A 25,292-nucleotide genomic window follows, 5' to 3' on the forward strand; every position below is an offset into this window, starting at 1 on the left:
TTCTTAAACCGCGAAGGACGTGATCCATTCATGCGCATCCTCGTCTCCGGAGCCGGCATGGCCGGACTCAGCGCCGGCATCAACCTCGGTGCCACCGGCCACGACGTCACGATCGTCGAACGCGCCGGCCACCTCCGCGTCAACGGATCGCCCATCGACATCCGCGGCGACGCGATTGACGTCGCCGCCGAGATGGGCGTCCTCGACGAGATCCGCAAACGCCGGGTCACCATGACCGCCAGGACCCAGTTCGTCGACGCGGACGGGAACGTCCTCGCCGAGCTGCCGGGGGGCGAGGTCAGTGACTCCGACGACGACATCGAGATCCCCCGCGAGGAACTCGCGCACGTACTCCACGGGGCGCTCGGCCCGTCGACGTCGCTCGTCTTCGGCGAATCGGTCGAAGAGCTTCACGACGAGGGCGATCGCGTCGCCGTCACGTTCGTCTCCGGACGGCGGGAACACTTCGACCTGGTCGTGGGCGCGGACGGAATGCACTCCCTGACCCGTCGGCTGACGTTCGGCCCGGAGCGGGAGTACCTCGAGCACCTCGGGTTCTACGTCGCCCTCACGAGCCTGCCCGCCGAGCGCGGCACCGACCTGAAGAACCCGATCCTGAACTGGCCCGGTCACATGATCGGCATCACCCGCTACAACGACGTCGCGCTGGGCGTTCTGAACTTCCGCTCACCGTGGATCGACTACGACTACCGCGATCTCGCCGCACAGCGGCAGATCCTGCTCGACGCGTACGCGGACCACGACGAATGGCGCGTGCCCGCGATCCTCGACGCGGTCCGCAACGACCCCGAGCTGTACTTCGACTCCGTGAGCCAGATCAAGATGCCGACCTGGCACCGCGGACGGATCGTTCTCATCGGCGACGCCGCCCACTGCGCTTCCGGTCTCTCCGGGCGCGGCGCTTCGCTCGCACTCACCGGCGCGTGGCTTCTCGCCCTGGCGCTGCAGAATCGCCCCCACGACCTCGATGCGGCGTTCAGGGATTACGAGGCCAACCAGCGGCCGTACGTGACGCACGCGCAGGCCAGCGCCGGTCCCGGCGGAGACCTCGTCGTGCCGGCGACCCAGGAGGCCCTCGACGCGCGCAACGAACGACTCCGCGCCGCGGCGTCCTGAGCATCGGGGGCATCCAGGGCGCGCGCGTCAGAACATCGTGCGGGCCTCGGAGCCGGCGATGAGGTCCGGATCCGGGACCACCGATTTGCTGGCCACGTTGGCGAGCATTTGATGGGCCATGTGGAAGCCGAAGTCGTCGGCGACCGTCTTCTTCCAGTGCCGCGACAGAATGTTGTGGGTGGCCCACCGGGTGTACCGAGGTCGTTTCGCGATGAAGCGGGCGAGTTCCCAGGCGCGGTCGAGGAGCTGTTCGCGGGGGAGGACGTCGTTGATCAGACCCCACGTCATGGCCGTCTCGGCCGGGATCGATTTCGCCGCGTAGACGTAGTACGCGGCGCGCTTGGGGCCGATCAGGGACTGCAGCGCCATGGCCTGGCCGTCCCCGGGGGGTGACCCCAGCCAGAAGTGCGGATCCATGAAATCGGCGTCCGGGGCGGCGAACGTGACGTCGCTCATGACGGCGAACTCGGTGTGCACACCCGGGCCGTTCACCACCGCGATCGTGGGGATGTCGATGCTGTTGACGAAGCTCTCGATGAGCTTCCAGCCGTCGTACATCCGCTGATGGATGTGGTCGGGGTCCAGGTCGGAGGCGGGCGTCGGGTTGAGACCCTTCGGGTTGCCGGTCATCCACTTGTCGCCGGTGCCGGTGATGATCAGCACCTGATTCGCCTGGTCGTTGCCCACCTCCTGCCATACCCGCGGCCAGACGTTGTGCGCGGCGTGGGTGTGCACGTACGGGCCGTCGTCGGTGTGCAGGCGGACTTCGATGATGCCGTCCGCACGCCTCATCCGGAAGAAGTCGGCGTACCGGGCCGAGTAGTCCTCGAAGGAGGGCGGAGCGAGATAACCGTCCCAATGTTCGGCGGGTTCGAATGTCATGGGCCGAAAGTACACGCTTCAGTGTGCTTTTCAAGGTGATGGTTCTGTGCAGAAAATGGCCCCTCAGCGATGATTTCGTGCATTCCGGAGGTCACTCCGTGACCGAGCCCTACGGTCCGACGGGTGAAGCTCAGAGACAGCGCGGCGCTGCGGGTGCACAACGTGCGGCTCGTCGACGGCGTCAGTGCCGTGGCCGTGGACGACGCCGTGTTGGACGCCGACGACGACGGCCACATCACCTATGCCGGACCGGCGGTCGGAGCACCGGTGCCGCGCCCTGGCGTCCGCACGGTCGACGGCGCGGGCGGAACGCTGCTCCCGGGCCTCTTCGACTGCCACACCCACCTCGGCATCCCGTCGGACCGGTCCCTGGTCGACGTGGCACTCCTGACCGATCCCGTGCTGGGCATGCTGCAGACGACCGAACGACTGCGCCGGACGCTGGACGCGGGGATCACCTCCGCTCGGGACGTCGGCGGCCTGCGCTCCGGCTTCCGCGACGCGGTCACGGCCGGCCTGATCACCGGTCCTCGGCTCCAGACGTCGGTCGGGGTGATCAGCCACACCGGCGGTCACGCCGACGGAACGATGCCCAGCGGCCGGGACCTCGCGCTGGAGTACTGCGAACTCGCCGACGACGTCACCGGTGTGCGGACGGCCGCGCGTCGGATGCTGCGGGCCGGCGCCGACCTCGTCAAGATCTGCACCAGCGGCGGGATGAGCAGCGCCTCCGACGATCCCGACGACGAGGACCTGCTCGACGAGGAGATCGCGGCGGCCGTCGACGAGGCCGGACGACGCGGCGGGCGTCCGGTCGCCGCGCACGCTCAGGGGCGTGCCGGGGTCCTGGCGGCGATCCGGGGCGGGGTCCGTTCGGTCGAGCACGGCTTCGGCATCGACGACGAGGGGTGCGATCTGCTCGGCGAACGGGGAGCGTTCCTGGTCCCGACACTCTCCACCACGTTCGGGACGCTGGACCGCGAGAAGACACCCCCGTGGCGCTACGAGAAGAAGCTGCGCTGGAACGAGCGCACCAAGGCGAACATCGCCGAGGCGATCGCCAGGAAAGTGAACATCGCGGTCGGCACGGACGCCGGGATCGCGCCGCACGGGCAGAACCTCCGCGAGCTGTGGTGCCTGGTGGAACTCGGCATGTCGCCGATGGACGCGATCAAGGCGGCGACGTCCACGAGCGCGCGCCTGCTCGGAGTGGACGACACGCTGGGCAGCCTGAAGCCCGGGTACGCCGCGGATCTGGTGCTGTGCACCGGAGATCCCGTGCGGGACATCTCCCGGCTGGCATCCCCGGAAAACATCGTGCTGGTCGTCCAGCAAGGCGCCGTTCGCAAGTGCGCCCTCCCGCCCGCGGAAAGGACAAGCTGATGACGCAACCGGGCGCCAACGCTGTCGCGGAGCAGCCGACGGACTACCTGCACACCGGATGGACCCGGCGGGTCGCCGGATACGTCGCGATCCTGATTCTGGTGAACGTCATGGTCGACAGCGTGCTCGCGTCGCCCACATTCGTTCTGCCGGAGCTCAGCGACGCCTTCGACACCGACCAGTTCGCGTGGATCGGGTCGAGCGCGATGCTTGCGGGGGCGATGTGGGCGCCGCTGCTCGGCAAGAGCGCCGACATCAACGGCAAGCGCAAGGTCCTCATGGTCACGCTGCTCGTGGCCTGCGCCGGAGGTCTGGTCTGCCTGGTCGCCCCGAACCTCGGCGTCTTCGTGCTCGGACGGGTGCTGCAGGGCGCCGCGGTCGCGGCCCTCTTCCTCACGGTCGCGCTCATCCGCGACATCTGCGCGCCGAAGTTCGCGATGGTCGTGACCGGCATCGTCACGTGTGGCTCGGCCGTCTTCGGCATCGCGACGCCGTTCATCCTGGAGTTCGCGCTCGACGCCTTCGGGTGGCGGGTCGTCTTCGTCATCTCCGCGGCATTCGCCGCCTTGGCCACCTTGTTCGTGCGCCTCGTGCTCCCGGAGACGCGGAACACGCAACCCGGCCGGGTGGACGTCAAGGGCGCTCTCGTACTCGGTGGAGGCCTGGCCGGCACTCTGGTCTACATCAGCCTCGGGCAGGTGTTCGGCTGGCTCGGTGCGGTGCCGCTGCTCGTCCTGGTCGCCGGCGTCGCCGCGCTGACCGTCTGGTTCCTCGTCCTGAGCCGCGCACGTGAGCCGGTCATCGACATCCGGGGCATCTCGCTCTCCCTCGGACTCGGGCTGCTCGTGGTCGTTCTGGGCACCGGCGCGTACCAGAGCATGCTCCAGCTGTTCAGTCTCCTGATCGAGGTCTCACCCGACGACGGTCTCGGCTACGGGATCGCCGCGCCGGCCGCCCTGGGCCTGCTGTTCGGCATTCCGTCGATCGGCATCATGCTCGGCGGTGTCCTGGCCGGCGCGTTTGCGACCCGGATGGGACCGGCGCGGACACTCGCGGCAGGCGTCGTGACCGGTGCGGCGGCAACCCTGATCATGTTCGTCGTCGGCGCGCAGGACCTTCCGTTTGCCGTCGTGTCGTCGTTCATGCTGAGCCTCACGGCCGGGACGCTGCTCACCTCCGGCTTCAACCTCGCGTCGATCCTGGCGCCGCCGGAGCGCCAAGGCACCGTCTCCAGCATGGTGATGGTCATGGTGGCGATCGGATCGGTGACGATGAACTTCATCGGCTCCGCGATCCTCGGGGCCAACCGCATCACGATCGACGGCGAGACGGTGAACTCGTCGACCGGCGTACACACGTACATCGCTATCGCCGGGGCGGTGTTCCTCGTGGCCACCATCCCGACCGCTTTCCTGGTGCGGTCGATGCGCGGCCACGTGGTCACCGGCGTGCCTGTCAGCCACATCTAGAGCGAGCGACATGAACACTGGTGCCCCGAGCAGAACTGCCGTAAGGAGCACGGGTGGAGCTGGACGCGATCGCGGTTCGAGAGGACACCCCACGATGAGCTATGCGGAAGCCGTCGCCAACGGCATCTGGGCCGCTGACGTGAGCCGGGTCGGCTACGTCCCGTCGGTGACCGTGGCGCCTGTCGTCGCAGCGCTGGTCGCCGCCGACGGCGGCACCGACGGCGTCTCGCCCCGCGTCACACCGCTGTCGCGGGAGGAGGAGGCGATCGGTGTACTGAGTGCCGTCGCTCTCACCGGCGGCCTCGGTGCCGTCGTCATGCAGGACAACGGCTTCGGGAACGCGCTCACCGCCCTGACGACGTTCCCGCTGGCGTACCACCTGCCGCTGCTGATCTTCGCGAACACGCGCGGCGGCCTGGGTGAGTACAACTCGATGATCCATTCGATCAGCCAGCCCGTGCCGGCCATCCTTCGTGCCGCCGGTCTCCCGGTCGTGGAACTGGATCGCCGCAGCAGCGCCGCGGACTGGCGCGACACCGTGCAGGAGGCCGGCGTCCACGCCGTGATGACCTACCGGCCCACGGTGGTCCTCGGTTCCTTCTGGCACACCGACGGAAGGGTTGCCTGATGAGGCGGCTGGAAGCACTCGAAGCGCTGGCAGATTTGACGAGCCGGCATCCCGTTGTCGTGACCTGCGCGGCGACCAGCCGGGAGCTGGCGTCGGTGAAGGACAGCGACAACCACCTGTACCTGCTCGACGCGATGGGCCTGGTCGGGTCGGTGGCGACCGGACTGGCGCTGAGCCTGGACCCCGCGGCGCCGAAGGTCGTCGGCGTCGAGGGTGACGGTTCGCTGCTGATGAACCCCAACGTGCTGCCTACCGGCGGCTTCCTGGCGCCCGCGAACCTACTGCTCGTCGTACTCGACAACGGCGTGTACGGGTCGACCGGCGCGCTGCCGACGTACTCGTCGCGGGTCGACCTCGGACGGCTGGCGGGCGCGGCGGGCTGGGTGCCGCGCTCGACGGACACCGTCGACGGCCTTCGCGCCGCCTTCGCCGAGCTGCTCACCGTGCGCGAACCGGCTTTCCTGCACGCACGCATCGAGCCGGGCAACGCGCAGGGCATCCCGAAGCTGCTGGTGGACCCGGTCACGATCCGGGACCGCTTCGCCCGGTGGCTCCGCGAGGAGTACGCGTCGTGACCCGAGACGGTCAGCGGTAGGCGCGCAGGAAAGCGTCGACGCCGTCGGAGACGACCGCTTCGAGATCCGGCGGCTGCGCTCTGGTGCGCTGCTCGTCGAGCGCGAGACCGATCGTCAGCGCGGTGAAGTGTCGCACCGCGAGGGCGGGGTCGGGCGCCCTGATCGCGCCGTCGGCGGCCAGCCCGGCGAATCGCTCCTCGAGCATGCGTTCCGGGCGTTCGCGCACCTCCTCGGACAGCCGCAGCGCCGATCGCTGCTGGGTGTCCAGCCCGCGGAACGCCAGGTAGTCCGAGGACGCGATCGTCTGACCGACGATGCGCAGCCCGAACGCGATCAGTGCGTCACGCAGGTCGCGGGAGGGTACCAATTCGTCCTCGATCGCGACCCGCACGGTATCGACGACCGCGTCGCTCCGGCGTTCGAGCGCCCGCAGGAAGAGCGTGTCCTTGTCACCGAAGTGGTCGTAGACCGTCCGCTTGGAGACCTGCGCGCGCGCGGCGATCGCGTCCACGCTCGTGCGGTCGTAGCCCTCGGCGAGGAACAGCGCCTCGGCCGCGTCGAGGATCGCTGTCCGTTTTCCTTCGGACCGGCGACGGCGTCCCGGGGTCTGAACCTCGGCGATGGTCTTCGACACGGATTCGAGCATAGGTCAGCCGTTCCCACCCACATCGGAGGCAGCGTCACGAGCGATCGCGCTGGCGGCGGGAACTGGGCGAACGCGATCGGGGTGCCGTCCGTGCGACGGCTTGTCCCTGGTCGGTAAACTACACCGAGTAGTGTGCTTTTTAGGAGGAGCAGATGTCTGCAGGGAGTCTCGGCATCCGAGCCGAGAATTTAACCAAGAAATACGGCGGCAAAGCCGCGGTGGACGATCTGTCGTTCACCGCGGAGCCTGGCGTGATCACCGGGTTCCTCGGGCCCAACGGGGCCGGGAAGAGTACGACGATGCGCATGCTCTTCGGGCTGACCAAGCCCACGAGCGGCACGATCACGATCGGCGGGCGGAACATCGCCGACCTGGACGATCCGGCCCGAACGGTGGGAGCGCTCCTGGACGCCCGCGCAGTCCATCCGCACCGCACGGCGTCTCGGCACCTGCTGGCCTTCGCTCAGGCCGCGGGTCTCGACCGGCGGCGGGTCGACGAGGTGCTCGACGTCGTCGGGCTCGGTGACGCCGCCGACCGCCGGGCGGGGGAGTTCTCGCTCGGGATGAACCAGCGGCTCGGCATCGCGACGGCGCTGCTCGGCGACCCGGGAGTGCTGGTGCTCGACGAGCCGCTCAACGGCTTGGACCCGGAGGGTATCCGCTGGATCCGCACGCTCATGCGGGACCTGGCACGGGAAGGGCGCACGATCCTGTTCTCCAGCCACCTGATGTCCGAGATGGAGCTCACCGCAGACAACCTCGTCGTCGTGGGGCAGGGTCGCCTCATCGCCGAAGCCTCGCTGGACGAGTTCGTGCGGGCCAACACCACTCAGGCGGTCCTGGTGCGGGCCCAGTCACCGGTGCAGCTCGCGGGGGCGCTGCAGGACGCGGGCGTCTCGTTCAGCACCCAGCCGGACTCCTCCCTTCTGGTCACCGGAGCCGACTCCGCGGCCGTCGGCAAGATCGCCGCGGCCGACGGGGTGGTCCTAGAGGAACTCGGTCCGGTTCGCGAATCCCTGGAGGACGTGTTCCTACGGCTCACCCACGACGTCACCGAATTCGAGGGTCAGGCGGCATGAACGTGCTCCGTTCCGAATGGACCAAGCTGCGCAGCGTGCGCAGCACCTGGATCACCGCCGCCAGCGCGGTGGTCGCTGGCGTGGCGCTCAGCGTGCTCGGGGCCTCCGACCTGCTCAGCGCGTCGCCGTCCGACCTGCCGTCCGGCTGGGACCCGACGGCCGAAAGCCTCAAGGGGTTCCTGTTCGCGCAGCTCGTCATCGGCATGCTGGGGGCGCTCGCGGTCACGCCCGAGTTCGGCACCGGGATGATCGGCACCAGCCTCGTCTTCGTGCCGTCGCGCTCGCGGCTGCTCGCGGCGAAGGCGGTCGTGGTGGCGGCGATCGGGCTCGTCGTCAGCGTCGTCACGACCGTGCTGAGCTTCGCGGTGGTCCAGCTGATGTTGACCAGCGCCGACCTGCCGGCGGCCGGGCTCGGCGATCCGGGTGTCTTCCGGGCTCTGCTCAGCGGCACCCTGTACCTGACGCTCGTCGCGCTGCTGGGCGTAGCCATCGGCGCGCTGGTGCGATCGGCGACCAGCAGCCTCGCTCTGCTGGTGGGCGCTCTCCTGCTGGTGCCGGCCCTCGGCCCCGGCCTGCCGGGCGTCCTCGGTGACGGGTTCGGCAAGTTCTGGCCGATCACGGCCGGTCAGGCCGCCTACACGGTGGTGCCGACGGACGGCGCGGTCGCGCCCGGGCTGGGACTCGTTCTGCTGGCGGTCGCCGCGGTGGTCGTCACGGTTGCGAGCCACGTGGCGTTCCGCGTCCGCGACATCTGACGACGCGGGTCAGCCGGCCAGCAGCGGCACCGACCGCACCGATCGGCCCTCCGCGTCGAGGATGCGGCCGAGCAGCTTGACCACGCGCAGCACGACCGAGCGGTCCTGGATACGCAGCGCCGGGAGCGCCTGGCTCATCTGGCGCTCCAGGTCGTGCACCTCCGCTGCCGAGTGCAGCCAGGCGTCGATGATGACGTTGTACGGCCCGGCGACGAGGCTGCACGACCGTACCCCGGGCAACTCGCGGAGACGGGCCTCGGCCGTACCCAGCTCGTGGACGTCGATCGAGCCGTAGAAGATGGCGGCCACCGCCCGGCCCGAGAGGTGCCGCGACACATCGCACCGGAACGTGATCAGGTCGGCGTTCCCCAGCCGGGTCAAGCGCCGGCGCACGGTGACCGCACTCAGGCCGGCGTGCTCGGCCAGCCGCTCGAACGACATCCGCCCGTCGACCGTCAGCGCGCGCACGATGCGATGGTCGGCGGGTTCCAGGACAGCGTGGCGGGACGCGCGGTTCGCGGCGTACGCGGTCAGTTGCCGCTGCTGTTCGGCGTCGAGCGCGCCTTCCCGCCACCGGCTGGCCTCCAGGGCCGAGCGGGTGACGATGTGACTGCGGACGTTGGTGATGCCCTGGACCCGCCCGACCCGCTCCAGCAGGTAGGTGGAGAGCGCGACGAGGTCGGGTGCCTGCGCCAGCATCTGCAGGTCGCGCCCGCCCGACGTCAGTTTGAGCGTGGCGGTCTCCACGTCCTCGGCCAGGACGTCGGCCACCGTGGTCGACGTCCCGGGCACGCAGCTGATCTCCACCAGCGCGCAGGCCGGTGTCGCGCTGCCGGCCGGGTGCGCGGTCACCCAGGCCACGCCCGCGGACCGCATGCGCGCCCAGCGCCGGCTGATCGTCGCGGGATCGACGCCCATGACGGGCGCGAGGTCCCGCCAGGCGGCGCGCGGGGCGGATCGCACCGCGTCCACGATCGCGACGTCGAGCTCGTCGAAGTCCATGTTCGTGCGCCAATCAGCTGGCCGTGAAGGATCCGTGCAGGGAACGGGCGGTGAGGTGGAGGAACACTACCGTGCTCAGTCATGCTGACCGTTACCGACGTCCAGGCGGCCGCCGCGCGGCTCCACGGCGTCGTGCACCGCACCCCCGTCCTCCGCTCCCGGACGCTCGACGAGCTGGTCGGCACGGAGGTGTTCCTCAAGTGCGAGAACTTCCAGCGAGCGGGTGCGTTCAAGTTTCGCGGCGCCTACCACGCCGCCTCGCGCGCACCCCGCTCGAACGGGCTGCTCACCTACTCCTCGGGCAACCACGGCCAGGCCGTCGCCCTCGCCGCGCGCGAGTTGGGCGTCCCCGCGGTGGTGCTGATGCCCTCGGACGCACCGCAGTCGAAACGGGCGGCCACCGAGGGGTACGGCGCCGAGGTGGTTCCGTTCGATCGTTACACCGACGACCGTGAGTCGCTCGGCCGGGCGCTGGCCGCGAAGCGCGGGATGACGATCGTTCCGCCGTTCGACCATCCCGACGTCATCGCCGGCCAGGGAACCGTGGCGCTCGAACTGCTCGACGCCGTGGACGCGCTCGGGATGCTCGTCGTGCCGGTCGGCGGCGGCGGGCTGATGGCGGGCTGCGCGATCGCCGCCGCGGGCGCGCGCTCCGACATCCGGATGATCGGTGTCGAGCCGATGGCCGGTGACGACACCCGCCGATCGCTCGCGGCTGGACGCGGGGTCACGCTCGACGTGCCGCGGACGATCGCCGACGGCCAGGCCGCCCCGACGCCCGGCGAGCTGACGTTCGCGATCAACCAGCGCCTCGTCGACGGCATCGTGGTGGTCTCCGACGACGATCTCCGGGCGGCGATGCGTTTCGCGTTCGAGCGGTTGAAGGTCGTCGTCGAGCCGAGTGGAGCCAGCGCGCTCGCGGCGCTGCTGTCGGCCCGGATCGACCGGCTGCCCGCGCGGGTGGGGGTGGTCGTGTCGGGGGGCAACATCGACGTCGAACGGTTCGCCGAACTGTGCGGTCAGAGCAGGACTTTCGGCTTGTAGCCGAGTTCCTCGCTGGCGGCGACGTAGACGTCGAGCATTTCCTGCGGCCCGGCGACCCTGGCCACCGGTGGATCACGGTCGGCGTCTCGAAGATGTAGGTGCCGGGGCGGTACTTGTGCTCCTGGTCGTGCCCCCACGATCCGTGCAGCGTCCAGCCGTAGACCGGATGCGGGTGGCGGTGCAGTGCGCTCGTCGACCCAGGCTGGGCCCGTACCTGGGTGACCACGACCGTGTCGGACGCGCGGACGTGCAGAATGCGCGACTCAGGTGGGCGGCGCCATGCCGGCCAGCCGTTGCAGGCAACGATGGTCGCTGTCGTCGAGCCGCAGCGTCCGGGCGAGCGCCTCGATCGCCTGCCGGGTCGCGCCAATGTCACGGCCTTGCTCGAGCCACGTGTACCAGGTGACGCTCACCGACGCCGCGTCCGCGACTTCACGGCGGCGCAGGCCTTTCACCCGCCGCCGGCCCGTTCGGGGAATGCCCAGGTCTTCCGGCTGCAGGGCCTCGCGCCGGGCCAGAAGAAACGCCGCGAGTTCCTCGCGGCGGGCCCGATCGCTCGCCGTCCGGGACGGAGGCTGGCCATCGTCCCTCATGTCGGCGCTGGGACGCATCAGCACGCTCCCTTCCGGCGAACGAGTGCCTCGTATGCTTGAAAATACACTACACCGAGTAGTGTGGATAGTGTCCACGTCCGCTTGGCGACGCTTCCGTTAGACGGTGGATAGCACCCCGATCAGCCGTGGCAGCTTCGCCCGCAGTGCCGGGTGTTCCCGGCGCGGGTGACCATCGACCGGCGCTCTTCGCCTTTCCCTCGGTCGCCCGGCCGCGAGGCGGCATCGCCACCATCCGCTGCGCGTCCCACTCGCGGATCGCCGTCGTCAGACCTGCGTAGCGCTGTCAGGTCCCGGACGCGCTGATCACTGGTTCTTCCAGAACCGTGCGGTGATGTAGACGTCCGGCCGAGGCACGATTCGTTCGTCGTTCAGGTCGACTTGCTCAGCGCTGGCTCGGAGTTCGACGGGCTCGACGCTCCGGTTCTCCGGTTGGACGATGAGGCGGAGTAAGGCCACCCACGCCTCGAAGAGGGCACGCTGCTCGGTCGCTGACAGGTACGGCGGCACTGTGCCGGCCAGGCGGACCGTGTCTCGCACCTCCCAGTAGAGCGGCGCTAGCTGAGCTTTTCTCCCGCGTTCCAGGATGATGTCGAGCGCCTGGTAGGCGATGTACTGCCAACCGGACCGTTCGGCATTCGCCTCGGGCAGGTTCGCCATCGGGTTCACTCCTACCGTCAGTCGTCCACGCACAGCCGACCAGCACCGCTTCCCGCCCGTGAGAGTTGCCGCGGGTGGATCGGCATGCGACTCAAGCCGCTACTCGATCGGATTACCCAGCGTCAGGGCCTTGTCACCATCGTGGGCGGGCCGCTGGTCGGCCTTTCTGGTGCCGGACGACAGCATGGCCAAGCGGATGGTGCACGGCCCCATCGCGGGCCTCGCTGCGATGGGGACATTCAGCCCAGGCCGGCAGTCCTATCTCGCGGCGGCACGAGGTACCGGCGGGATGGTCACGCGATTCCTGCTGGCGTACGGATCCTTTGATGTAAGGCCAGGTCGGGGGACACCTGCAACATCGTCGGCGCCGGTCGGCGCCCGCAGGATCCGGAATTTCCCCTATATGTGTTTAATCGCGCGAAACGTATATTCAGGGCGTCCGGCGCCACCGGATACAAAGCAACCAACGGGGGATGGCGATGAAACTTAAGCGAGTAGCAGGACTGGCGGTGGCAGTCATAATCCTGCAGCTGGGCGCCCTGGCCGCCGCACAGCCGGCACAGGCCGCTGTCAGTTGCGGCGCGGTTCTGAGAACCGATAAACCGGTCTTCGGAGCGGAGTACAACCGCCCAGGGGGAACCCTCAACGTTCGCAAAGGCCCCCACAGGATGTGCCAGAGGCTCGGCACCATCCAGGTCGGCGAACGATTGACGCTCTGGTGCAAGGCCAACGCCGACGCCGGCACCTGGGTGTACCTGACCAACGAAGATGCCCTGAATGACGCGGGCTACCAGCTGAGCGGTTGGAGTAAAGCTGAACTGCTCAGCCGCGTGCGGGAGGTGCAATGGTGCAACGGGACCGGGCTCACTGGCCTCTCAGCCCGAAGCTCCGAGGTACAGGCGCCGAGATGGTGCTGGGACGACTACTACAGCCGATGGGTTCGTTGCCCGGAGCAGCGGCAGCCGCGGCCGCCGGTCGATGACAACGTCTGGGTACCCGAGGGAGGCGACCAGCCCTCGGACCAGTCGGGGCCCGAGCGTCCGGGGAGCTGGGGGTGACGGTGTGACCCCGCCCTTCTGATCGTTCTTGGGTGCTGAGTCTCGCCGAGTTCGCTGGCCCTGAACGATCGCGGCAAGCGGTGGCGGAATCGGCAGCGTCCGCCGCCGCCTGTCGTGTTGTCACGTCCCGCGACGAAGGCGTCCCAGCGGTCGTCGCCTGGCGGTTCAGGACGCCGGCCCGCAGCCGACGTCGCGCAGGAGGAGGTCGTCGGTGGTTTCCCGGCGGATCGCCAGGCGTGCTTCGCCGTCCGGGAGGACGACCGGGAGAGGGCCGTCCGACCATGTTGTAGTTGGTGGCCAGCGAGTGGTGGTAGGCGGCGGTGCCGGGTACGGCGAGCAGCTCTCCCGGGCGCACAGCGGCGGGCGTCGTCCGGCGGCGGTCGTCTTGACCGTGATGACGCGGTAGAGGGTGACGCCGGCGCGGGCGACGATCGCGCGTCCGGGTTCGACCGTCTGGCCGCGGTCGGTGCCGACGGTCCACCGGCCGCCCCGGCAGCGGTACGGCAGCGGAGGTGATCGCGGCGGACGCGAGGGCCGCGCGTCGGGCGTCAAGGAAGCGTTAAGAACGCCCCGCTGGGTGTTAGGAGAGCGTCAGCGACAAGCGCCACCACCGCGTGGGCGATGTTCACTCCTGGTGCGGGCATCGAGACCGATGCCCGGACCTTGGGTTCTGGAGTGTTCGCCATGCTTGACCTGGCCTTTGTGGCCCTCGTCATCGCGTTCTTCGCGCTCGCGGCGTTCGTCGCGCGACGGGTGGAAAAGCTATGAGTGCCGAGAACATCGTCGGCCTGGTCGCGTCGGTGCTGCTGATCGGCTACCTGCTGGTCGCGCTCGTTCTTCCGGAGAAGTTCTGATGAGCGATCTGGCAGCGGGGCTGCTCCAGATCCTGGCGCTCGTCGTCGCGCTGGGGTTCGCCTGGAAGTACCTGGGCGACTACCTGGCGCGCGTCTACGAATCGCCGAAGCACTTCCGCGTCGAGCGACTGCTGTACAGGACGGTCGGCGTCGATCCGGACGCCGATCAGCGGTGGCCGGTCTACCTGCGCAGCGTGCTGGCGTTCTCTGCGGTCGGTGTCCTGGCTCTCTACCTGCTCCAGCGCGTGCAGGGTGCGCTGCCGCTGTCCCTGGGCTTCCCTGGCGTCGACCCGGCGCTGGCGTTCAACACCGCGGCGAGCTTCGTGTCGAACACGAACTGGCAGGCCTACTCCGGTGAGTCGACGATGGGCCACCTCACCCAGATGGCCGGCCTGGCGGTGCAGAACTTCGCCTCGGCCGCCGTCGGTATGGCGGTGGCGGTGGCGCTGATCCGCGGCTTCGTCCGCAAGGGCACCGACCGGCTGGGCAACTTCTGGGTCGACCTGTTCCGGACCAGCTTCCGTATCCTGCTGCCGATCGCGGTGATCGGCACGCTCGTCCTGGTGGCGGCCGGTGTCGTCCAGAGTTTCGCGTCTCCGCACGAGGTGACGACGCTCGCCGGCGGCACCCAGGCGGTTCCGGGCGGCCCGGTGGCGTCGCAGGAGGTGATCAAGGAACTCGGTACCAACGGCGGCGGTTTCTGGAACGCCAACTCCGCGCACCCGTTCGAGAACCCGAACGCGTTCAGCAACTGGTTCGAGATCTTCCTGATCCTGCTCATCCCGGTCGCGCTCACCCGGACGTTCGGCCGCCTGGTCGGCAGCCGCAAGCAGGGACTGGCGATCCTCGCCGCGATGACGACGATCTTCACGCTCGCGCTGGCCGGCGTCTGGGCGTTCGAGGCCGCACACCCCGGCACCGCGTCGCAGCTGGCCGGTACCGCGATGGAGGGCAAGGAGACCCGCTTCGGCGTTTCCGGCTCGGCGTTGTTCGCGACCGCCACGACCGGCACGTCGACCGGTGCGGTGAACTCGTTCCACGATTCGTTCTCCGCGCTCGGCGGCGGCATCGTGCTGCTGAACATGCTGCTCGGTGAGATCGCGCCCGGCGGTGTCGGCTCAGGCCTCTACGGCATCCTGATCATGTCGATCCTGGCCGTGTTCGTCGCCGGGCTGATGGTCGGGCGCACACCGGAGTTCCTGGGCAAGAAGATCCAAGCCAGGGAGATCAAGCTCGTCTCGCTGTACATCTTGGCCACACCGATCGCGGTGCTGGTCGGCGCCGGGCTGGCGATGGCGTTCGACTCGACCCGCGGCTCGATGCTCAACTCCGGGCCGCACGGCTTCTCCGAAGTGCTCTACGCGTTCGCCTCCGGTGGCAACAACAACGGCAGCGCGTTCGCCGGCATCTCGGTGAACACGCCCTTCTACAACACCGCCATCGGTCTGGCGATGCTGATCGGGCGCTTCCTGCCGATCATCTTCGTGCTCGCACTGGCCGGATCACTGGCGCGGCAGCAACCGGTACCGGTGACCGCGGGAACCCTGCCCACCCACCGGACGCTGTTCGTCGGCCTGCTGGTCGGCGTGATCCTCATCGTCACCGGACTCACCTATTTCCCCGCTCTTTCTCTCGGCCCGCTCGCGGAGGGGCTCTAAAACATGACTCTCATCCAGGAACCTCCGGTTCAGATCCCTCCGTCGGAACCCCGCCGGGTCACAACCGGCCTGCTCGACCCGAAGCTCCTGCTCACCTCCCTTCCCGACGCGTTCACGAAGCTCGATCCCCGCGTCATGGTCCGGACGCCGGTCATGTTCGTCGTCGAGATCGGTTCGGTCCTCTCGACGATCTTCGCGATCATCGATCCGAGCGTGTTCGCGATCGTCGTCGCGGTCTGGCTGTGGCTCACGGTGGTGTTCGCGAACCTCGCCGAGGCCGTGGCCGAGGGGCGCGGCAAGGCCCAGGCCGACACGCTGCGCCGCACGAAGACCGAGACCGTCGCGCGCAAGCTCCTCGAGGACGGCACCGACGTCGAGGCACCGGCGACGTCTCTGCTCCCCGGCGACCTGGTGATCGTCGAGGCCGGTCAGATCATCCCCGGCGACGGGGACGTCGTCGAGGGCGTGGCCAGCGTCGACGAGTCGGCGATCACCGGTGAGTCCGCGCCCGTCATCCGCGAGTCCGGCGGTGACCGCAGCGCGGTGACCGGCGGCACCCGGGTGCTGTCCGACCGCATCGTCGTGAAGATCACCGCGAAGCCCGGCGAGAGCTTCATCGACCGGATGATCGCGCTGGTCGAGGGCGCCTCGCGGCAGAAGACGCCGAACGAGATCGCGCTCAACATCCTGCTGGCCAGCCTCACGATCGTGTTCCTGCTGGCAGTGGCCACCCTGCAGCCGTTCGCGGCGTTCGCCGGTGCGGCCCAGCCGCTGATCGTGCTCGTCGCGTTGGTCGTCTGTCTCATTCCGACGACGATCGGCGCGCTGCTGTCGGCGATCGGTATCGCGGGCATGGACCGGCTCGTCCAGCGCAACGTGCTGGCGATGTCCGGGCGTGCGGTCGAGGCCGCGGGTGACGTCAATACGTTGCTGTTGGACAAGACCGGGACGATCACCCTGGGCAACCGGGAAGCGACGGAGTTCATCCCCGTAGGGGAGGTGGCGCCGATGGAGATCGCGGACGCCGCGCAGCTGTCCAGCTTGGCCGACGAGACCCCCGAGGGCCGCTCGATCGTGGTCCTGGCGAAGAACGAGTACGCGCTGCGCGCCCGTGCGGAGGGCCTGGTCGCCAACGCCGCGTTCGTCCCGTTCACTGCGGAGACCCGGATGTCCGGCGTCGACCTCTACGCGGCCGGCAACCACGACCGGCCGGAGCGGCTCATCCGCAAAGGCGCGGCCTCGGCCGTGATGAAGTGGGTCCGCGACAACGGCGGCCACCCGACCGGTGAGGTCGGCACCACCGTGGACGCGATCAGCGCCTCCGGCGGCACCCCGCTGGTGGTCGCCGAGAAGGCCGGTGACGAACCGGCCCGGGCATTGGGCGTGATCCGCCTCAAGGACGTCGTCAAGAGCGGCATGAAGGAACGCTTCGACGAACTGCGCCGGATGGGCATCCGCACCGTGATGATCACCGGTGACAATCCGCTCACTGCCAAGGCCATCGCCGAAGAGGCCGGCGTCGACGACTTCCTCGCCGAAGCCACCCCCGAAGACAAGATGAAGCTGATCAAGTCCGAGCAGGCCGGCGGCAAGCTCGTCGCGATGACCGGCGACGGCACGAACGACGCCCCGGCGCTGGCGGCCGCCGACGTCGGCGTGGCGATGAACTCCGGGACGTCGGCCGCCAAGGAGGCCGGCAACATGGTCGACCTCGACTCGAACCCGACGAAGCTCATCGAGATCGTCGAAATCGGCAAGCAGTTGCTGATCACGCGCGGCGCGCTGACCACATTTTCGATCGCGAACGACGTCGCGAAGTACTTCGCGATCATCCCGGCCATGTTCGTGGTCGCCTATCCCAGCCTGGACGCGCTGAACATCATGCGGCTGCACTCGCCGGAGTCGGCGATCGTCTCCGCGGTCATCTTCAACGCGCTGGTGATCATCGCGCTGATCCCGCTCGCACTGCGCGGCGTGCGGTACACGCCGTCGTCCGCGTCGGCGATGCTCCGCCGCAACCTGTTGGTCTACGGCCTGGGTGGGCTGATCGTCCCGTTCGTCGGCATCAAGCTCATCGACCTCGTCGTGCAGTTCATTCCCGGCCTGTCCTGACCCGGTCCGCCCGGGGCTGTCCGGCCCCCGGGCACTCACGCTCGAAAGAAGAAACTAGTCATGGCATCACGAGCACCGGCCGCGGTCCGCCAATACGGCGCGGCCATCCGCACGCTCTTGCTGTTCACCGTCGTCCTCGGCCTGGCCTACCCCCTGCTCATGACAGGTATCTCGCAGGTCGTCCTCAACGACCAGGCCAACGGGTCGAGGCTGACCGTCAACGGCAAGGAAATCGGGTCCAGCCTGCTCGGTCAGTCGTTCACCGACGCCGACGGCAACCCGCTGCGGCAGTGGTTCCAGCCCCGGCCGTCCGCCGGTGGCTACGATCCACTCGCCTCCGGCGCGTCCAACCTCGGCCCCAACGCCGAGGATCAAGTCAAGGCTGTGGACGAGCGGCGGGCGGCCGTGGCGGAGTTCGACGGCGTCGCGCCGGCCGACGTTGCGCCCGACGCACTCACGGCTTCGGGCAGCGGCCTCGACCCCCACATCAGTCCGGCCTACGCCCGCCAGCAGATCAACCGGGTCGCCGACGCCCGCAACCTGGCGAGCGACCAGGTGCGAAAGCTGGTCGACGACCACACCCAGGGCCGCATCCTCGGCTTCCTCGGTGAGGACCGCGTCAACGTCCTCGAACTCAACATCGCCCTCGACCAGCTCAGCAGGAACTGACCTCGGTCGCGCCGGACGGCGGCAGCCGTCCGGCGCGGCGAAGCCCACGAAGGGAGGCGCCATGCCGCGCGGAATGCTGCGGATCTACCTCGGGGCAGCACCCGGAGTCGGCAAGACGTTCACGATGCTCGAGGAGGGCCGTCGCCGGGCCGAGCGCGGCGCCGACGTGGTCATCGGATTCGTCGAGACCCACGGCCGCACCGAGACCGCCGCCCAGATCCGGGATCTCGAGGTCGTCCCGCGCCGGAGCGTCACCTACCGCGGCTCCCAGTTCGAGGAGATGGACCTCGACGCGGTGCTGGCCCGGCGTCCGGAGATCGCGTTGGTCGACGAACTCGCGCACACCAACATTCCGGGCAGCGAGCACGCCAAGCGCTGGCAGGACATCGAAACGCTCTTGGATGCCGGCATCGACGTCCTGTCCACCGTCAACGTCCAGCACCTCGAGTCGGTCAACGACGTCGTCCAAACCATCACCGGTGTCCCACAGCGGGAGACCGTCCCGGACGCCGTCGTCCGCGCCGCCGACCAGGTCGAACTCGTCGACATGGCCCCCGACGCGCTGCGCCGCCGAATGGCCCACGGCAACATCTACAAAGCCGACAAGATCGACGCCGCCCTCGGCAACTACTTCCGCGTCGGCAACCTCACGGCCCTGCGCGAACTGGCGCTGTTGTGGACGGCCGACAAGGTCGACGAGGCGCTGCGCAAATACCGCGACGAACACGACATCACCAATGTCTGGGAGGCCCGGGAGCGGGTCGTGGTCGCGGTTACCGGCGGCCCGGAGGGCGACACGCTGATCCGCCGCGCGGCCCGGATCGCCGCCCGCAGCCAGACCGGCGACCTGCTCGCCGTCCACATCTCCCGTAGCGACGGGCTGGCCGATGCCGACCCGGCCCGCGTCGAACGCCAGCGTGGCCTCGTCGAATCGCTCGGCGGGACATTCCACGCCGTGGTCGGCGACGACGTGCCTGCCGCGTTGCTGGACTTCGCCCGCGGCGCCAACGCCACCCAGCTCGTGCTCGGCACCAGCCGCCGCGCTCGCTGGCAACGGGCGGTCTCCGAAGGCATCGGCACCCAGGTGATCGCCGCGTCCGGGCCGATCGACGTGCACATGGTGACGCACTCGGAGGCGGCCGGTCAGCGACGGCTGCCCCTGCCGAAACTGACCGGTGGCCTCACCGCCCGGCGGCGGTGGTACGGCGTCGCGGTCTCTGCGCTCGGACTGCCGCTGCTGACGTTCGTCCTCACGCTCGCCGAAGGTCACCTGGACCTGTCCAGCGAACTGTTGCTCTACCTCGCCGCCGTGGTGGGCGTCGCCCTGGTCGGCGGCGGTTACCCGGCGGTGCTCGCCGCGGCGATGGGCACGGTCTTGGTGAACTGGTTCTTCACTCCGCCGGTGCGCACGTTCACGATCGCCGAGTTCGACAATCTGGTCGCGCTGGCCGTGTTCGTCCTGGTCGCCCTGGCAGTGGCCGCCGTCGTGGACCTTTCCGCGCGACGCGCCCGGCAGGCGTCCCGCGCGCAGGCCGAAGCCGAGATGCTCTCCGCACTCAGCCGCGGAGTTCTCGGCGGCGAACGCGCTCTCGACGCGCTGCTCACCCAAGTACGTGACGCGTTCGGCCAGGACTCCGTGACGCTGCTCGAGCGAGCCGACGGACGCTGGAACGTGGTCGGCTGCGCAGGCGGGGCACCCTGCGTCAACCTCGACGAGGGCGACACCGACATGCCGGTCACCGACACCCTGCATCTCGTGCTGCGCGGCCGCCAGCTCGCCGCCTCCGACCGGCGGGTGCTCGCCGCGTTCGCGGCCCAGGCAGTCGTCGCGATGCGTCAAGCCCGCCTCTCCGCGCAGGCCGCCGAAGCCGCTGAATTGGCCGAGGGGAACAAGATGCGTACCGCGTTGCTGGCCGCGGTCAGCCACGACCTGCGGACACCACTGGCGTCGATCAAGGCCGCTGCGACCGCGCTGCGGCTCCCCTCGGTCACTCTCGATGCCGAGGACGTCGCCGAACTGCACGCCACGATCGACGAGTCCGCGGACCAGCTGTCCGGCCTCATCGACAACCTGCTCGACATGAGCCGGCTGCAGACCGGTGCGATCAACCCGCTGCGCCGCACGATCAGCCTGGAAGAGGTCGTACCCGCCGCGATCGCCGGCGCCGACCGGCGCAACGGCTGGCCCTCCCCGGAGATCCAGGTCGAGATCTCCGAAGCGCTCCCGCCCGTCCTGACCGACCCTGGGCTGCTCGAACGTGCGCTGGCCAACCTGGTCAGCAACGCCGTCCGCCACGGTGGCGGCGCTCCGGTGGCGATCCGCGCCAGCGCTCACGCCGACCGCGTCGAAATCCGGATCGTCGATACCGGGCCGGGTATCTCCGAGCCCGATCGCGACCGGATCTTCGCGCCGTTCCAACGACTCGGTGACCGCCCGACAGGCAACGGGGTCGGCCTCGGCCTCGCTGTCGCGCGAGGGTTCGTCGAGACCATCGGCGGCATGCTGGAACCCGAGGACACCCCCGGAGGGGGCCTCACCATGGTCGTCTCGCTTCCGACGGCTAGGGAAACGGTTCCCCTCACCGCTGCCCGGCCGTTCCCGGATGCCCACACCCCTTCTTCGCGGTGACGAAGATCCTGGTGGCCGACGACGATCCCCAGCTGCTGCGGGCACTGCGGATCACCCTGCGCGCCCGCGGTTATGACGTCGACACAAACTGGAACCCGACCCCGCGCATCCCCGCTCTCTGGTACTCGCCGCGCTCGCGGTGATCGTGGGCTTCTTCGCGGTGCTCGGCGCCGGGATCGCGGCGATCATCTGGGCGAAGTCGAGCCTCTAGCCCGGCTCCGTGGCGAGGACGGCGGTTCGTCGAGGGGTTCCAGTTCGACGGCCAGCCGGTTGAGAAGGGCGAGGCCCCGGTCGAGTTCGTTGGCTGCGGCGCTCAGCGTCGCGTTGCGCTCGTCGTCGGTGGGGAGTTGGCCGGCGCGGGCGTCTTCTTCCAGTGTGCTGCAGAGCTCGGCGAGTGGGCCGAGGCCAAGGTTGGCCGCGGCGCCGCGGAGCCGGTGGGCGCGCGCGGCGGTGGTCTCCTGGTCGCCGGCGGCGAGGGCGTCGCCGAGCTGACCGAGGAGCTGCGGTCCGGCGGCGTTGAAGGAGCGGATGAGGCCTGCGACGAGCTGCCGTTCATCGATCTGGGCGTCGGGGCCGATCAGTTCGTGCAGACGTGCCCTGGCGTCGTCCTCCGCACTACGAGCGTTGGTTGTGGCAATCGGTCCGCTAGCGCAGGAATCGGAGAACTGGCCGAGAGCTGCGGCGCTGGGTGGGCCGTCCCGGGGGGTGACCGCGGCGAGGGCGTCACGCAGGTCGGTGGCGCGCACAGGTTTGGCGAGGTAGCTGTTCATCCCGACGGCCTGGCAGGCGTTGCGGTCCTCGAGCAGGACGCTGGCGGTCATGGCGAGAATGTATGGCTGCTGACCAGCCGGGAGTTCGGCGCGGATGCGGCGGGTGGCTTCCAGCCCGTCCATGACCGGCATCTGCACGTCCATGAGGATCAGGTCGTAGGGGGCGCGGTGCACAGCATGAACGGCTTCCTGCCCGTTGCTCACGGTGTCCGCGCGGTAGCCGAGCTGGCCGAGGAGGAGCTGCGCGACGCGCTGGTTGACCGGGTTGTCCTCGACCAGCAGGATCCGCAGCGGCGGCAACGCGGGCACGCCGGTGTCAGCAGTGTGCTCGGCCGACCCCGCGTCGATGGCGGCTCGTGGGCGGGTGCCGGCGCGGGACCGGAGAGCGCGTTCGATGCGGGCGTGCAGAAGCGCAGCCCGGGCGGGTTTGGCCATGATCGCGGCGAACAATTGCTGTTCGTCCGCGCCCGGGCGCCATTGGATACTGCTGAGCAACACCAGCGGCAGATGCGCGGTCCGTGGCCGGCGGCGCAGCGCGTGGGCGAGGTGCAGGCCGTCCTGCTCAGGCATCTGCAGGTCGAGGACCGCGATGTCGAACCGGTGGCCGGCGTCGATCAGGGCGAGTGCTTCGGCTGCGGAGCCGGCTTCGCTGCAGGTCATGCCCCAGCCGGTCAGCTGGAGGGACAGGACGCGGCGGTTGGTCGCGTTGTCGTCGACGACCAGCGCGGCGGCACCGGCCAACCGCGGGCGGCTCACCGCAGCGCAGATCGAGTCGGGACAGCCGGCGAGCCGCACTGTCAGGGTGAAAGTCGAGCCCTCACCAACGGTGCTGGCTACACGGATGTCTCCCTCCATCGCGCGGGCGAGGTTGCGGCTGATGGCCAGCCCCAGTCCGGTGCCGCCGTGGACGCGGGTGGTGGAGGAGTCGACCTGGGAGAAGGACCGGAACACCCGATCCATTCGGTCAGCCAGGATGCCTGGGCCGGTGTCCCGAACCGCGACTTCCAGCTCGACGAATCCCCCGGGATCCGCGGACAAGAGCCGGGCGCGGGTCGTGACCACGATCTCGCCGCGGCCGGTGAACTTGACCGCGTTGGACAGCAGGTTGACCAGGATCTGCCGCAGGCGGGTGACGTCGCCGCGCAGCATCGGCGGGCAGTCCGGGTCGATGCTGCCGACCAGTTCCAGGCCTTTGCGGTCAGCTTCCAGCGCGACGAGCGCGAGGGCGCTGTCCACGCATTCCCGGACGTCGAAGGGCTCAAGTTCGAGGTCGAGCTGGCCGGACTCGATCTTGGAGAAGTCGAGGATGTCGTTGATCGTGCTCAGTAGCGCTTCGCCGCTGTCGCGGACGGTGGTGACGTATTCGCGCTGGTCGTCGTCGAGGTCGGTGTCCATCAGCACGCCGGTCATCCCGATCACCGCGTTGAGCGGCGTACGGATTTCGTGGCTCATGGTGGCCAGGAACGCTGATTTCGCCTCGGCGGACGCGACCGCTTGGTCGCGGTCCCGGCGGATGCCGCGGACCGAGGTGAGCAGGACGTAGGCGGCCAGCGCGATCGCCAGGCCGGTGGCGGCGCCGACGCCGTAGATGCGGTGCTGCAGCGCGGTGATCCGGGCGTCGATCAGACCCTCGACGACCGGAAGCAGCGCGCTGCTCAAGGCGGTGGTCTGCTGGATCATCGGGTCGAGCAGTCGCGGCTCCAGCACCAGGGTCCGGCCGGCCTCCGCGGTCGTCATGACGTGCGCTGCTCCCGCGCGGTGGCTGGCCACCGTGCGGGCGGCCAGCGGCTTCAACTCCCGCAGGACCGGGCTATCGGTCGCGGCGAATGCTTTAACCAGTCCGGTGTCCAGCGAGTTCGTCACGACGGTGGTTCTCGCGGCCATGGTGGCCATGCCGGTCAGCCCGGTGCTGCCGCTTACCGTTCCGCCGGGGTTCTGGCTCAACGCGAGATCGATCGCCCGCAGCGGGGTGTCCAGCAGGACCGGTAGCTGAAGGATCACGGCGTTCATCACGTAGTAGGTGTCCACGTCCGCGTCCAGCGCGGTACTCGGTTCACGCACCCGGGTGATCAGCGCCAGTAGTTGATCGATCGCCGCGTTGTAGGCCAGCACCCCGGCACGGACACCGACCGTGCCGGCTGTGCGTCCCGCGCCGGCCGCAGTCTTCAGCGCGTCGGACACGGCGGACCATTGGCCGGTCAGCTTCAGCGCGGACGCGTGCTGCTTGTCCGCGCGATCGACGGCGTGCATCGCCGCGGTCACCGCGCCGGTCTGCGGGGGCTGTCGTTGAGCGAGCCGGTGGCGGGCCAATGTCGCTTCCGTGGCCATCGAGCTAAGCGGCACCAAATAGGCCGCGCCGGCCCGCTCCAAGCGGCCGGACACCAGACGACTGTGCTCCACCCCGACGTAGGCAGTGCTGACCACCAGCAGCGGCAACGCCAGCACGATCGCCACCGCGGTCAGCTTCGTGCGCTCCGACACGCGATGCAGCGCAGCAGACACCGTGGAAACCGCACGGAGCATCGCCGACCCCCCGGCTCCCTTCGTACCCGACACACCTCCTGGTGGATATCGGCCAGCAACCGGAGAAGCTGCGGAAAGTCGCCGGTGCGCCTTCGGGTTGGCTCAGGCGCGGATCGTGGCGCCATTCGACGAGGAGGAGTCCGGCGTCGTCGCGGAGCCGGTCGCCGTGGTGGTCGAGGAGAGCGCGGACGAGCTGGCGGAGGGTCTCCGGGGCGGTGTGGCCTTGCCGGTCGTGGCTGATGAGGAAATCGACGAGACGGTCGAGGCCGAAGAACGCGCCGTTGGCGTCGCGGGCCTCGGTCAGTCCGTCGGTGTAGAAGAGGATGCGCATGGCGTAGTCGAAGAGAGCTCCACCGACGGCGTAGGCCGGTCCGACCATGCCGGCGACGACGACTGTCTCGGTGGCGAACGTGCCCGGCGGGAGCAGCGACCACTGAATCTCGGCGGATGCGGTCATTTCGCGTACCCGGGCGCGCTGGCGATAGTCCTGTTCCAGGTCGACGAGGTAGATGACCGGATCGCCTCGGGGGCGGAGTGGGCGGCCGGAACGGTGCTCAGGTGCTCGCGTGCACGCCGACGCGCGTGAAGGGCGGCAGGTTTAGGTCGAGCGCGAGCGGGCGAAAGCTTGTCCATGATCGGGCAGGAATTCACGCATTCGATTCGGCGGCACCCCGACGGACAGACCGTGACGGCGACGCTGACCGGCGAGTGGGACGTTCTGGCCGATGGCTCGCTGGTATCCGAGCTGAACGCCCTCCTCGATGAGGGCTATCGCAACGTCATCGTCGACGCCGCCGCGCTGACCTTCTGCGACTCGTCATGCCTGGGGCAACTGGTCGGATTACATCGACGGACTGCGGAGCGCGGGGGGTGGCTGCGGGTGGTCGCTCCGCCGTTCGCAGTCCGCCGGCCGATCGAGCTGACCGGCCTCGACCAGGTCCTCGAGATCACCGACCGTTGAGGCGGCCGCGTGTTGCCCGCCCTCCGCGCCGGCGCACGGGCTGGATGATCGCCGGGTCATTGCCCGCACCGCTGGAGAAGAGGTAACGAGCGCATGACAGCGGTACCAGGCCAGCGGCCGACCGGCGCGACGTCACGGTTCGACGGGGACACGACCGAGGGGGATCTGCGGGCGCTGTTCGGGCAGT

The 25,292-nt window shown here is 69.3% G+C and carries 21 protein-coding genes and 4 pseudogenes; 16 read left to right on the forward strand and 9 right to left on the reverse strand.

Going from position 1 to position 25,292, the window contains the following annotated elements; translation table 11 throughout:
- Positions 1 to 30 precede the first annotated feature (30 nt).
- Positions 31 to 1,137, forward strand: a complete 1,107-nt coding sequence (locus tag ACGFY5_RS22390; protein WP_392722434.1) for an FAD-dependent monooxygenase — start codon at positions 31 to 33, stop codon at positions 1,135 to 1,137.
- A gap of 27 nt (positions 1,138 to 1,164) precedes the next feature.
- Here the strand turns inward: ACGFY5_RS22390 and ACGFY5_RS22395 are convergent, their stop codons facing one another.
- Positions 1,165 to 2,019, reverse strand: a complete 855-nt coding sequence (locus ACGFY5_RS22395) for an enoyl-CoA hydratase/isomerase family protein (protein WP_392722437.1) — start codon at positions 2,017 to 2,019, stop codon at positions 1,165 to 1,167.
- Between the two features lie 123 nt (positions 2,020 to 2,142).
- Between ACGFY5_RS22395 and ACGFY5_RS22400 the strand changes: the two genes are divergently transcribed.
- The 4 genes from ACGFY5_RS22400 to ACGFY5_RS22415 all read left to right on the forward strand — a co-directional run bounded on the left by ACGFY5_RS22400 (position 2,143) and on the right by ACGFY5_RS22415 (position 6,074).
- A complete protein-coding gene (locus ACGFY5_RS22400) occupies positions 2,143 to 3,402 on the forward strand; it encodes an amidohydrolase family protein (protein ID WP_392722439.1) in 1,260 nt (419 codons plus the stop codon).
- A complete protein-coding gene (locus ACGFY5_RS22405) occupies positions 3,402 to 4,871 on the forward strand; it encodes an MFS transporter (RefSeq protein WP_392722440.1) in 1,470 nt (489 codons plus the stop codon). Before ACGFY5_RS22400 ends, ACGFY5_RS22405 begins: the two co-directional genes overlap by 1 nt.
- A gap of 94 nt (positions 4,872 to 4,965) precedes the next feature.
- The gene (locus tag ACGFY5_RS22410) at positions 4,966 to 5,499 is read left to right on the forward strand and encodes a thiamine pyrophosphate-binding protein (RefSeq protein ID WP_392722442.1); all 534 of its coding nucleotides are present in this window, start codon (positions 4,966 to 4,968) and stop codon (positions 5,497 to 5,499) included.
- Positions 5,499 to 6,074, forward strand: coding sequence for a thiamine pyrophosphate-dependent enzyme (locus tag ACGFY5_RS22415; protein WP_392722444.1), 576 nt, complete (start codon positions 5,499 to 5,501; stop codon positions 6,072 to 6,074). The genes ACGFY5_RS22410 and ACGFY5_RS22415 overlap by 1 nt, the downstream gene beginning before the upstream one ends.
- Before the next feature lie 10 nt (positions 6,075 to 6,084).
- Here the strand turns inward: ACGFY5_RS22415 and ACGFY5_RS22420 are convergent, their stop codons facing one another.
- Positions 6,085 to 6,708, reverse strand: coding sequence for a TetR/AcrR family transcriptional regulator (locus ACGFY5_RS22420; protein ID WP_392722446.1), 624 nt, complete (start codon positions 6,706 to 6,708; stop codon positions 6,085 to 6,087).
- A 164-nt stretch (positions 6,709 to 6,872) separates the two neighbouring features.
- Here ACGFY5_RS22420 and ACGFY5_RS22425 point away from each other — a divergent pair, with 164 nt between their 5' ends.
- On the forward strand, positions 6,873 to 7,799 hold the full coding sequence (locus tag ACGFY5_RS22425; RefSeq protein ID WP_392722448.1) for an ABC transporter ATP-binding protein: 927 nt from the start codon (positions 6,873 to 6,875) through the stop codon (positions 7,797 to 7,799).
- Positions 7,796 to 8,554 (forward strand): ABC transporter permease, encoded by a 759-nt coding sequence (locus tag ACGFY5_RS22430; RefSeq protein WP_392722451.1) that lies wholly within the window; start codon positions 7,796 to 7,798, stop codon positions 8,552 to 8,554. The genes ACGFY5_RS22425 and ACGFY5_RS22430 overlap by 4 nt, the downstream gene beginning before the upstream one ends.
- 9 nt (positions 8,555 to 8,563) lie before the next feature.
- On the opposite strand, the gene ACGFY5_RS22435 is transcribed toward ACGFY5_RS22430, so the two are convergent.
- Positions 8,564 to 9,556 carry an Lrp/AsnC family transcriptional regulator gene (locus ACGFY5_RS22435; RefSeq protein ID WP_392722453.1) on the reverse strand — a complete coding sequence of 331 codons (993 nt, stop codon included), beginning with the start codon at positions 9,554 to 9,556 and terminating at the stop codon, positions 8,564 to 8,566.
- 81 nt (positions 9,557 to 9,637) lie between these two features.
- Between ACGFY5_RS22435 and ACGFY5_RS22440 the strand changes: the two genes are divergently transcribed.
- Positions 9,638 to 10,600, forward strand: a complete 963-nt coding sequence (locus ACGFY5_RS22440; protein WP_392722455.1) for a pyridoxal-phosphate dependent enzyme — start codon at positions 9,638 to 9,640, stop codon at positions 10,598 to 10,600.
- Between the two features lie 124 nt (positions 10,601 to 10,724).
- Here ACGFY5_RS22440 and ACGFY5_RS22445 read toward each other — a convergent pair.
- From ACGFY5_RS22445 to ACGFY5_RS22460, 4 genes and pseudogenes are all read right to left on the reverse strand, one after another.
- Positions 10,725 to 10,976 (reverse strand): annotated as a pseudogene (locus tag ACGFY5_RS22445) (hypothetical protein); the annotation flags it as partial.
- Entirely contained in the window at positions 10,864 to 11,211 is a 348-nt protein-coding gene (locus ACGFY5_RS22450) for a helix-turn-helix domain-containing protein (protein ID WP_392722588.1), read from the reverse strand. The gene ACGFY5_RS22450 and the pseudogene ACGFY5_RS22445, both read right to left, overlap by 113 nt.
- A gap of 306 nt (positions 11,212 to 11,517) precedes the next feature.
- A complete protein-coding gene (locus ACGFY5_RS22455) occupies positions 11,518 to 11,871 on the reverse strand; it encodes a hypothetical protein (RefSeq protein ID WP_392722457.1) in 354 nt (117 codons plus the stop codon).
- Between the two features lie 1,223 nt (positions 11,872 to 13,094).
- Positions 13,095 to 13,379: pseudogene (locus ACGFY5_RS22460) on the reverse strand (diaminopimelate decarboxylase); the annotation flags it as partial.
- 171 nt (positions 13,380 to 13,550) lie between these two features.
- Here ACGFY5_RS22460 and ACGFY5_RS22465 point away from each other — a divergent pair.
- The 7 genes and pseudogenes from ACGFY5_RS22465 to ACGFY5_RS22495 all read left to right on the forward strand — a co-directional run.
- The gene (locus ACGFY5_RS22465) at positions 13,551 to 13,697 is read left to right on the forward strand and encodes a hypothetical protein (RefSeq protein ID WP_392722459.1); all 147 of its coding nucleotides are present in this window, start codon (positions 13,551 to 13,553) and stop codon (positions 13,695 to 13,697) included.
- The gene (kdpF, locus tag ACGFY5_RS22470) at positions 13,694 to 13,783 is read left to right on the forward strand and encodes a K(+)-transporting ATPase subunit F (RefSeq protein ID WP_392722460.1); all 90 of its coding nucleotides are present in this window, start codon (positions 13,694 to 13,696) and stop codon (positions 13,781 to 13,783) included. Before ACGFY5_RS22465 ends, kdpF begins: the two co-directional genes overlap by 4 nt.
- A complete protein-coding gene (gene kdpA / locus ACGFY5_RS22475; protein WP_392722462.1) occupies positions 13,783 to 15,441 on the forward strand; it encodes a potassium-transporting ATPase subunit KdpA in 1,659 nt (552 codons plus the stop codon). Before kdpF ends, kdpA begins: the two co-directional genes overlap by 1 nt.
- A 3-nt stretch (positions 15,442 to 15,444) precedes the next feature.
- Complete coding sequence (gene kdpB / locus ACGFY5_RS22480; RefSeq protein WP_392722464.1) at positions 15,445 to 17,553, forward strand: potassium-transporting ATPase subunit KdpB; 2,109 nt, start codon at positions 15,445 to 15,447, stop codon at positions 17,551 to 17,553.
- A gap of 60 nt (positions 17,554 to 17,613) precedes the next feature.
- On the forward strand, positions 17,614 to 18,222 hold the full coding sequence (gene kdpC, locus ACGFY5_RS22485) for a potassium-transporting ATPase subunit KdpC (protein ID WP_392722467.1): 609 nt from the start codon (positions 17,614 to 17,616) through the stop codon (positions 18,220 to 18,222).
- A gap of 61 nt (positions 18,223 to 18,283) precedes the next feature.
- Positions 18,284 to 20,851, forward strand: a complete 2,568-nt coding sequence (locus ACGFY5_RS22490; protein WP_392722468.1) for an ATP-binding protein — start codon at positions 18,284 to 18,286, stop codon at positions 20,849 to 20,851.
- A pseudogene (locus ACGFY5_RS22495) lies at positions 20,848 to 20,934 on the forward strand (DNA-binding response regulator); the annotation flags it as partial. The gene ACGFY5_RS22490 and the pseudogene ACGFY5_RS22495, both read left to right, overlap by 4 nt.
- 102 nt (positions 20,935 to 21,036) lie before the next feature.
- Here ACGFY5_RS22495 and ACGFY5_RS22500 read toward each other — a convergent pair.
- The gene (locus ACGFY5_RS22500; RefSeq protein ID WP_392722471.1) at positions 21,037 to 24,123 is read right to left on the reverse strand and encodes a response regulator; all 3,087 of its coding nucleotides are present in this window, start codon (positions 24,121 to 24,123) and stop codon (positions 21,037 to 21,039) included.
- 199 nt (positions 24,124 to 24,322) lie between these two features.
- Positions 24,323 to 24,601, reverse strand: a pseudogene (locus ACGFY5_RS22505) (SpoIIE family protein phosphatase); the annotation flags it as partial.
- A 174-nt stretch (positions 24,602 to 24,775) separates the two neighbouring features.
- Between ACGFY5_RS22505 and ACGFY5_RS22510 the strand changes: the two are divergent.
- Positions 24,776 to 25,105 carry an STAS domain-containing protein gene (locus ACGFY5_RS22510; RefSeq protein WP_392722473.1) on the forward strand — a complete coding sequence of 110 codons (330 nt, stop codon included), beginning with the start codon at positions 24,776 to 24,778 and terminating at the stop codon, positions 25,103 to 25,105.
- Positions 25,106 to 25,292: the final 187 nt, after the last annotated feature.

The organism is Cryptosporangium sp. NPDC048952, from assembly GCF_043197895.1.
Taxonomy (GTDB): Bacteria; Actinomycetota; Actinomycetes; order Mycobacteriales; family Cryptosporangiaceae; genus Cryptosporangium.

Bases quoted from the DNA above. Each gene is read 5' to 3' on its own strand.
- ACGFY5_RS22490 (WP_392722468.1), top strand. From the start codon at position 18,284: ATGCCGCGCGGAATGCTGCGGATCTACCTCGGGGCAGCACCCGGAGTC.
- ACGFY5_RS22430 (WP_392722451.1), top strand. From the start codon at position 7,796: ATGAACGTGCTCCGTTCCGAATGGACCAAGCTGCGCAGCGTGCGCAGC.
- ACGFY5_RS22390 (WP_392722434.1), top strand. From the start codon at position 31: ATGCGCATCCTCGTCTCCGGAGCCGGCATGGCCGGACTCAGCGCCGGC.
- ACGFY5_RS22435 (WP_392722453.1), bottom strand. From the start codon at position 9,556: ATGGACTTCGACGAGCTCGACGTCGCGATCGTGGACGCGGTGCGATCC.
- ACGFY5_RS22455 (WP_392722457.1), bottom strand. From the start codon at position 11,871: ATGGCGAACCTGCCCGAGGCGAATGCCGAACGGTCCGGTTGGCAGTAC.
- kdpF (WP_392722460.1), top strand. From the start codon at position 13,694: ATGAGTGCCGAGAACATCGTCGGCCTGGTCGCGTCGGTGCTGCTGATC.
- ACGFY5_RS22465 (WP_392722459.1), top strand. From the start codon at position 13,551: ATGTTCACTCCTGGTGCGGGCATCGAGACCGATGCCCGGACCTTGGGT.
- ACGFY5_RS22450 (WP_392722588.1), bottom strand. From the start codon at position 11,211: ATGCGTCCCAGCGCCGACATGAGGGACGATGGCCAGCCTCCGTCCCGG.
- ACGFY5_RS22405 (WP_392722440.1), top strand. From the start codon at position 3,402: ATGACGCAACCGGGCGCCAACGCTGTCGCGGAGCAGCCGACGGACTAC.
- ACGFY5_RS22395 (WP_392722437.1), bottom strand. From the start codon at position 2,019: ATGACATTCGAACCCGCCGAACATTGGGACGGTTATCTCGCTCCGCCC.
- kdpA (WP_392722462.1), top strand. From the start codon at position 13,783: ATGAGCGATCTGGCAGCGGGGCTGCTCCAGATCCTGGCGCTCGTCGTC.
- ACGFY5_RS22440 (WP_392722455.1), top strand. From the start codon at position 9,638: ATGCTGACCGTTACCGACGTCCAGGCGGCCGCCGCGCGGCTCCACGGC.
- ACGFY5_RS22415 (WP_392722444.1), top strand. From the start codon at position 5,499: ATGAGGCGGCTGGAAGCACTCGAAGCGCTGGCAGATTTGACGAGCCGG.
- kdpC (WP_392722467.1), top strand. From the start codon at position 17,614: ATGGCATCACGAGCACCGGCCGCGGTCCGCCAATACGGCGCGGCCATC.
- ACGFY5_RS22425 (WP_392722448.1), top strand. From the start codon at position 6,873: ATGTCTGCAGGGAGTCTCGGCATCCGAGCCGAGAATTTAACCAAGAAA.
- ACGFY5_RS22410 (WP_392722442.1), top strand. From the start codon at position 4,966: ATGAGCTATGCGGAAGCCGTCGCCAACGGCATCTGGGCCGCTGACGTG.
- ACGFY5_RS22510 (WP_392722473.1), top strand. From the start codon at position 24,776: ATGATCGGGCAGGAATTCACGCATTCGATTCGGCGGCACCCCGACGGA.
- kdpB (WP_392722464.1), top strand. From the start codon at position 15,445: ATGACTCTCATCCAGGAACCTCCGGTTCAGATCCCTCCGTCGGAACCC.